The sequence below is a fragment of the Streptomyces sp. 15-116A genome (genome assembly GCF_025290915.1).
GTDB lineage: Bacteria > Actinomycetota > Actinomycetes > Streptomycetales > Streptomycetaceae > Streptomyces.
Genome location: NZ_JAOCQE010000303.1, coordinates 1 through 7,008, shown reverse-complemented (window position 1 = coordinate 7,008; position 7,008 = coordinate 1). Strand labels below are relative to the sequence as shown.

8 protein-coding genes are annotated in these 7,008 nt (G+C 71.1%); 2 read left to right on the top strand and 6 right to left on the bottom strand.

The features are described from left to right. Both N4P33_RS30410 and N4P33_RS30405 read right to left on the bottom strand, forming a co-directional pair. Positions 1 to 1,391: DEAD/DEAH box helicase (locus N4P33_RS30410; protein ID WP_260830159.1), on the bottom strand; the 1,391-nt coding region annotated here is incomplete at its 3' end. A gap of 179 nt (positions 1,392 to 1,570) precedes the next feature. Next, positions 1,571 to 1,774 (bottom strand): cold-shock protein, encoded by a 204-nt coding sequence (locus N4P33_RS30405; protein ID WP_161148376.1) that lies wholly within the window; start codon positions 1,772 to 1,774, stop codon positions 1,571 to 1,573. A gap of 512 nt (positions 1,775 to 2,286) precedes the next feature. Here N4P33_RS30405 and N4P33_RS30400 point away from each other — a divergent pair. Next, positions 2,287 to 2,649 (top strand): helix-turn-helix domain-containing protein, encoded by a 363-nt coding sequence (locus N4P33_RS30400; RefSeq protein ID WP_260830158.1) that lies wholly within the window; start codon positions 2,287 to 2,289, stop codon positions 2,647 to 2,649. Positions 2,650 to 2,892: 243 nt separating this feature from the next. Further along, positions 2,893 to 3,096, top strand: coding sequence for a cold-shock protein (locus N4P33_RS30395; RefSeq protein WP_260830157.1), 204 nt, complete (start codon positions 2,893 to 2,895; stop codon positions 3,094 to 3,096). 85 nt (positions 3,097 to 3,181) lie between these two features. On the opposite strand, the gene N4P33_RS30390 is transcribed toward N4P33_RS30395, so the two are convergent. From N4P33_RS30390 to N4P33_RS30375, 4 genes are all read right to left on the bottom strand, one after another. Further along, positions 3,182 to 3,742, bottom strand: a complete 561-nt coding sequence (locus N4P33_RS30390; RefSeq protein WP_260830156.1) for a TetR/AcrR family transcriptional regulator — start codon at positions 3,740 to 3,742, stop codon at positions 3,182 to 3,184. Between the two features lie 10 nt (positions 3,743 to 3,752). Beyond that, positions 3,753 to 4,334: a sugar O-acetyltransferase gene (locus N4P33_RS30385; RefSeq protein ID WP_260830155.1), complete on the bottom strand. Its 582-nt coding sequence runs from the start codon at positions 4,332 to 4,334 to the stop codon at positions 3,753 to 3,755. Positions 4,335 to 4,372: 38 nt separating this feature from the next. Then, on the bottom strand, positions 4,373 to 5,593 hold the full coding sequence (locus N4P33_RS30380) for an MFS transporter (RefSeq protein ID WP_260830154.1): 1,221 nt from the start codon (positions 5,591 to 5,593) through the stop codon (positions 4,373 to 4,375). 78 nt (positions 5,594 to 5,671) lie between these two features. Then, positions 5,672 to 7,008, bottom strand: a 1,337-nt coding sequence (locus N4P33_RS30375; protein WP_260830153.1) for a Gfo/Idh/MocA family protein, incomplete at its 5' end; no start/stop codon positions are given.

Below are 7,008 nucleotides of genomic sequence, written 5' to 3'. Positions count from 1 at the left end.
GACGACGAGCCGGAGGACGACTTCGGCGACGACTTCGCGGAGACGACGGGCGCGTTGACCACCACGGGCACACCGGACGGCTCCCGCGCCCCGGTGATGCGGCTCAGCTCCGCCTCGCCCGAACGCACGGCAGTGATCCGGGGCCTGACGCCGGCCGCGGCCATCAGACGGCTCATGTCCCGCTGCTGATCCGGCGTCACGAGGGTGACGACGCTGCCGGACTCGCCTGCGCGGGCCGTACGGCCGCCGCGGTGCAGGTAGTCCTTGGGATCGGTGGGCGGATCGACGTTGACGACCAGGTCGAGGTTGTCGACGTGGATACCGCGCGCCGCGACGTTGGTCGCCACCAGCACGGTCACCTGCCCGCTCTTGAATTGCGTGAGCGTGCGGGTGCGCTGGGGCTGGGACTTGCCGCCGTGCAGGGCCGCGGCGCGCACGCCGCTGCTCAGCAGGTGTTTGACCAGCCGGTCCACCGCGCGCTTGGTGTCCAGGAACATGATGACCCGGCCGTCCCGGGCCGCGATCTCGGTGGTGGTACGGCGCTTGTCCGTGTCGTGCACATGCAGTACGTGGTGTTCCATCGTGGTGACGGCGCCTGCGGACGGGTCCACCGAGTGCACCACCGGGTCGCTGAGGTAGCGGCGGACCAGCCGGTCGACGTTGCGGTCCAGGGTGGCGGAGAAGAGCATCCGCTGTCCTCCCGGGCGCACCTGGTCGAGCAGCGCGGTGACCTGCGGCATGAAGCCCATGTCGGTCATCTGGTCGGCCTCGTCGAGGACGGTGATGTCGACCTCGTCGAGCCGGCAGTCGCGCCGGTCGATCAGGTCCTTCAGCCGTCCCGGCGTCGCCACGACGACCTCGGCCCCTCCGCGCAGCGCGGAGGCCTGCTTGCCGATCGACATTCCGCCGACCACGGTGGCCAGGCGCACCTGCACGGCGCGTGCGTAGGGGGTCAGGGCGTCGGTGACCTGCTGGGCGAGTTCACGGGTGGGCACCAGGACGAGGGCCAGCGGCTGCCTGGGCGTCGCCCGCCGGCCCGCGGTGCGGGCGAGGACCGCCAGGCCGAAGGCAAGAGTCTTGCCCGAGCCGGTGCGGCCACGCCCGAGGACGTCACGACCCGCCAGGGAGTTCGGCAGGGTCGCCGCCTGGATCGGGAACGGGACGGTCACCCCCTCGTGGCCGAGAGCGGCCAGCATCGGGGCGGGCAGGTCGAGGTCGGCGAACGACTCGACGGCGGGCAGGGCCGGCGTGGTCGTGACCGGCAGGGCGAACTCCACTTGCGGGGCGGCCGGTTGACGTCCGATGCCCTTGGCGCGGCGTGGCCCGCCGGAGAAGCCGGCCGCCGTGCGGCCGGAGCGGGCAGGGGTGCGGGGTGTGCGTGCTCGGCTCATGCGAGACCTTCAGACTTCCTTGATGCGGCACGTATCAAGGAAATCGCGCGGTGATGCTGCGCGGAGTATCGCGAGAACGAACCGGGGAGGGGGGCGCGTCGAGGCGCCCGGAAAAGGATCGAGCTGGGGCCCGCACCCGAAGGTGCGGGCCCCAGCTGCGATGTGCGTATGCGTGAGGGTCAGGCGGGAACGATGTTCTCGGCCGTCGGGCCCTTCTGGCCCTGCGCGACGTCGAAGCTCACCTTCTGGCCCTCCTGCAGCTCGCGGAAGCCCTGGGTGGCGATGTTCGAGTAGTGGGCGAAGACGTCAGCGCCGCCGCCGTCCTGCGCGATGAAGCCGAAACCCTTTTCCGCGTTGAACCACTTCACGGTACCGGTTGCCATTTTTTTCTCCTTCGGAACGGTGTTCGGAGCCCGTTCGTACGGAACTCCGGTCGCCGCGATGATCACCCCGTCGGAAAACGTACTGGCAACCACGACTGCAACTGATCTCGACACTATCACGGCGTGATCGCCGGTGCACGGTCGGCAATTTCACCTGGCCCGGGGCCCGACCGGGGCGCAGGGCGGGAATATTCCGGACGTCCACCAAAAATTCCCGTTCCCGACCACGGAAATACGTCCCGGGGAGAGAAGGGGAGGGAGAAGGGGCGTCACCGGCGTGCCGCCGGCATCGAGGTGCCCTGGACCCGGACCCGCGGCGCGCTCCGGGCGACCCGGTCCGCCCCGGCGTGGCGGCCGTCACCCGCCGGACGGCCGGCCGGCGGAAAACTTCCGGCCCCGTCCCGCTCGCCGCGACAGAAAAGCTGTAGGCGCGACTAGAGTTGTCCTGCGGGGAAGAACCAGCTTCCCCCGTGGCGGGTCGCGTCTCCCGGTGGGCCCGCGGAAAGGTGCACATGCCCTCGGAGAACAGGCCGGACACCGACGCCCGGCCGCCGGCCGGAGAACGGCTCGACGACGACCACTACCCCGCGTACACCATGGGCAGGGCCGCCGAGCTGATCGGTGCCACCCCCGCGTTCCTGCGCGCTCTCGGCGAGACGCGGCTGATCACTCCGAGCCGGTCGGAAGGCGGGCACCGCCGCTACTCGCGCCATCAGCTGCGCATCGCGGCCCGGGCTCGGGAGCTGGTCGACCAGGGGACGCCCATCGAGGCGGCCAGCCGCATCGTCGACCTGGAGGACCAGCTGGAGGCGGCGCACCGCGGCCGGGCGGAGACGCGCGGCCCGGCGGGGACGGCCGACGAAACCGGCGAGTGAAAACCTGTCCTCGCCGCACCAGAAATGAGTCGCGTCCGGTGGCAGATTTCTCGTCGGTCGCCGTGGGAGGAATTCGCCGGTGAATCCGGCCTCCCTCGACTGCACGATATTTCATGCTAGGGTTGGCGTCAGTTGCAGTTGTGGTTGCCCTTTGCGTTAGCGGATTTATCCCGGGCAGGTAATCATCTACAGCGATGTGAAGGCCCGCACGGTGTGGGCCCGAAACTGTCTAGGAGTATGAATATGGCCACCGGTACTGTGAAGTGGTTCAACGCGGAAAAGGGCTTCGGCTTCATCGAGCAGGACGGCGGCGGCGCCGACGTCTTCGCCCACTACTCGAACATCGCCGCCCAGGGCTTCCGTGAGCTGCACGAAGGCCAGAAGGTGAGCTTCGACGTCACGCAGGGCCAGAAGGGCCCGCAGGCGGAGAACATCGTTCTCGTCTGACGTCCCCGCGTCCCACACGGACCGTTTCAAGAGGCCCGCACCCCCTCGGGGGTGCGGGCCTCTTGCCGTTGTGCCGCACGGGCGGTCAGCGGGCCCGCCGGTCCGCGGGCTCGGTGATACGGGCGATCGCCTCGACGGTCAGGGCGCGGTCGTGCGGCTTCTTCGCCAGCGCCCGATGGAGCGTCAGCCCCTCGATGAGCGCGTCGAGTTGGCGGGCCGTGTCCGGATCGAAGTGCTTCTCCAGATGGACCCGGCTGCGGCGCATCCATTCATGGGTGAGCTCCCGGTAGACCGGCCGCCGGGCGGCCAGCGTGTACAGCTCCTGGGTCAGCACCAGGTCGCGCTGGCTCTCCTCCGACAGGCTGTGCACCAGATCGGCCACGGCGGTGCGGGCCTGGTCGCGGTCGGCCGCGGCGCCCAGGTGGGCGTCGAAGACGGCCACGATGTGGTCGGTGAAGCGGCTGAACGCCTCGCGCAGCAACTCGTCCATACCGCCGAAGTGGTAGGTCATCGACCCCAGGGGAACACCGGCGCGCGCGGCGATCTTGCGGTGGGAGACATGGGCGATGCCCTCCTCCGCGATGAGGTCGAGGGTGGCCGCGATGATGCGTTCGCGTCGCTGGGGGTCGGTGTGTCCGGTCGCCATGACGACAGTCCTACAGGGTCCGCACCACTCGTGCGGGATTGCCCACGGCGACGACGCCCGCGGGCACGTCCTTCGTCACCACCGCGCCGGCGCCGATGACCGAGTTGTCGCCGATGGTCACGCCGGGCAGGACGATGACGCCGCCACCCAGCCAGACGTTGTCGCCGATGGTGATGGGCAGCGCGGCCTCCAGCTTGTCGCGCCGGGGCTGGGGCTCCAGCGGATGCGTCGGCGTGAGCAGCTGGACGTTCGGGCCGATCTGGCAGTCCTCGCCGATCGTGATCGCCGCGACGTCCAGCGCCGTCAGGTTGTAGTTGACGAAGGTGCGCGCCCCGATGGTGATGTTGCTGCCGTAGTCGACGTACAGCGGCGGCCGCACATGGGCCTCGTCCCCCAGCCGGCCCAGCAGCTCCTGAAGAATCGGCCGGGCTGCGTCCGCGTCCTCGACGTAGGCCGCCTGGTAGCGGGCGGCCAGCCGGACGGCCTGCTGCTGCCTGCGGGCGATCTCCGGGTCGTCGGCGATGTAGAGGTCGCCCGCCAGCATGCGTTCGAGGTTGGTGCGCGGGTCCTGCGCGAAGTAGTCCGTCGCCATGGACAGGACCGTACACCCCTGAGCGTACGAACGTACACTCATGCGTCCGGCCGGGCGCGCCGGGGCTGGAGCACTCCCGCGAGGGAGATCACGAGGAGTCCGGCCAGGGGGATCATCAGCAGGCCCGCCCGCAGGCTCGTCGCGTCGGCGACCAGGCCCACCACCGGCGGTGAGAGCAGGAAGCCCAGCCGCATCAGCCACGAGACGATGGTCAGTCCCGAGCCGGGCTTGAGGCCGGGCAGCTCGTCGGCCTCGTGCATCGCCGCGGGCACCAGGGTCGCCACGCCGAGCCCGGCCGCGGCGAAGCCGAGGATCGTGCCCGGCACCGTCGGGACGCCCAGCGCCAGGCCCATGCCGGCCGCGGCGACCAGGCCGCCCGCCCGGGCCACGGCACGCTGACCGAACCGGTCCACCAGCCGGTCCCCGAGCAGACGCCCGACGAACTGGGCCCCCACCAGGGCGATGTAGCCGGACGCGGCCAGCGCCGCCGGGGCGTCGAGCCGGTCCCCGAGATACAGGGCGGCCCAGGAGTTGCCCGCGTCCTCGACCAGCGTGCCGGCCATGGCGATCAGCACCAGCGCGGCCAGGACGTAACCCGTGCGTATGCCGGCTCCCGCCCGCTGCGCGGCCTGCTGATCGCGGGCGGCGGCCTCGGACTCCGCGCCCGGCTCCGTGTCGGGGCCGGACAGGCAGTACCGCAGGGCGACACACGCGGCGACCGCGAACACCACGCCGGAGACGAGCAGATGCTGCCCCAGGGACAGGCCGAGGGCGATCGCCGCGGCCGCCATCGCTCCGCCGGTCACGGCACCGATGGACCAGATGGCGTGGAAGGAGTTGATGATGGAGCGGCCGTAGCGGCGCTGCACGCGCAGGCCGTGGGCGTTCTGCGCGACATCGGTGATCGAGTCCATCGCCCCCGCCACGAACAGCGCCCCCGCGAACATCACCGCCGACTGCGCGAGACCCGCGGCGAGGATGGCCGCACCGGTCAGCAGGGTGGAGGCCACCGCCACCCGTGCCGAGCCCAGCCGCCGGACGAGGACCCCGGCCGCCAGTCCGGCCGCGATGGCGCCCGTCGGGAACGCCGCGACGGCCAGCCCGTAGGCGGTGTTGCCGAGGCCCAGGTCGGCCTTGATCTCCGGATACCTCGGCAACAGGTTCGCGAACAGGGCCCCGTTGGTGAAGAACAGCACGGCCACCGCGGTGCGGGCCTGCCGTACGGCCGGGGCGGGCCCGCGCAGCACGTCAACAGTCATGCGGGGCAGCCTACAGGCAGGAGCGTACGAACGTACACTCCTGTCTGTGAACGTACTCAGGTGCCCGCCGAGCCGCCGTCAGCCGACGGGCGGCATCTCCGTAGGAGTCGAGTCGAGGCCCGGCCTGCGCTCCCGCCAGGCGCCCCGGGTGAAGTCGGGGATCTCGACCGGGCGGCCGTCCCGGGCCAGGGAGGCGGCGCTCAGCGGGACCGCCGAGCACCAGGCAGCCGAGTCGTACACGTCGATGTCCGGCACCAGGCCCGCGCGCATCAGCTGCACGGTGCGCCATTGGAGGATGTAGTCCATGCCGCCGTGACCGCCGTTGTTCGCGGCGTCGTCACCCACCTTCTGCCACAGCCAGTGGTCGTACTCCTTGCGGTAGCTGTCGAAGTCGCGCCAGGAGTGGCCGCTGTGGTCCGGCTCGACGTAGACGCGCGCGCCGGTCGGTGCCGGGCCCGCGTAGTCCTCGACAATGCCCCGGCTGCCGGCGAGGGTGTTGATGCGGCTGTACGGCCGCGGCGAACTCACGTCGTGCTCCGCCCGGATGGTCCGCCCCTTCGCCGTCTCGATCATGCAGGTGACGAGATCGCCGTTGATGTACGTCTCCTTCCAGGAAGGGTGCCCCTTGGGGACGAACCGCTCGCGGTAGTCGGCGAGTCCGCGCGGCGCGGTCGCGGTGGCCCGGAGTGTCACCATGCGGTCGCCCCGGTTGACGTCCATCGCGGCCGCGATGGGGGCCAGCCCGTGCATGGGGTACAACGACGCGGTGCTGCGGGTGTGCCACAGGCGCCGCCAGGAGTCGGTGTAGTAGGTGTCGGAGAAGAGCAGTTCGCGCAGGTCGTGCAGATAGCCGCCGTGGCCGTTGGTGATCTCGCCGAACAGTCCGTCGTGCGCCATCCTCAGCATGGCCAGCTCGTTGCGTCCGTAGCTGCAGTTCTCGGCCAGCAGCAGATGCCTGCGGGTGCGTTCGGAGGTGTCGACCAGGTCCCACAGCTGGCGCAGCTCGGTCGCGATCGGCAGCTCCACCGCGGCGTGCCGGCCGCTCAGCAGCGCCGCTCGGCCGTGCTCGTAGTGGAACTCCCACGGCGTGGCGACGTACACCAGGTCGATGTCGTCGCGCTCCAGCATCCGGGCGTACGACTCGGCCGAGCCGCCGTACTCGGCGGGGCGCGGCTCGCCCTTGCTCACCAGCCGGTCGGCGGCGCGCTTGGCGCGGTCGGGACGGATGTCGCAGACGGCGGTGACCGTGCAGCCCGGCACGGCGGCCCAGCCCATCACCATGCCCGAACCCCGGTTGCCCAGACCGATCACGGCCACCCGGACGGTCCGGTGCGCGTCGAACGGCACACCGATCATCGACTTCTGGCCCCGTCTGCGGCCCGGCGTCGGCCCGGCCGCGGCCGACGCGGCGGGAG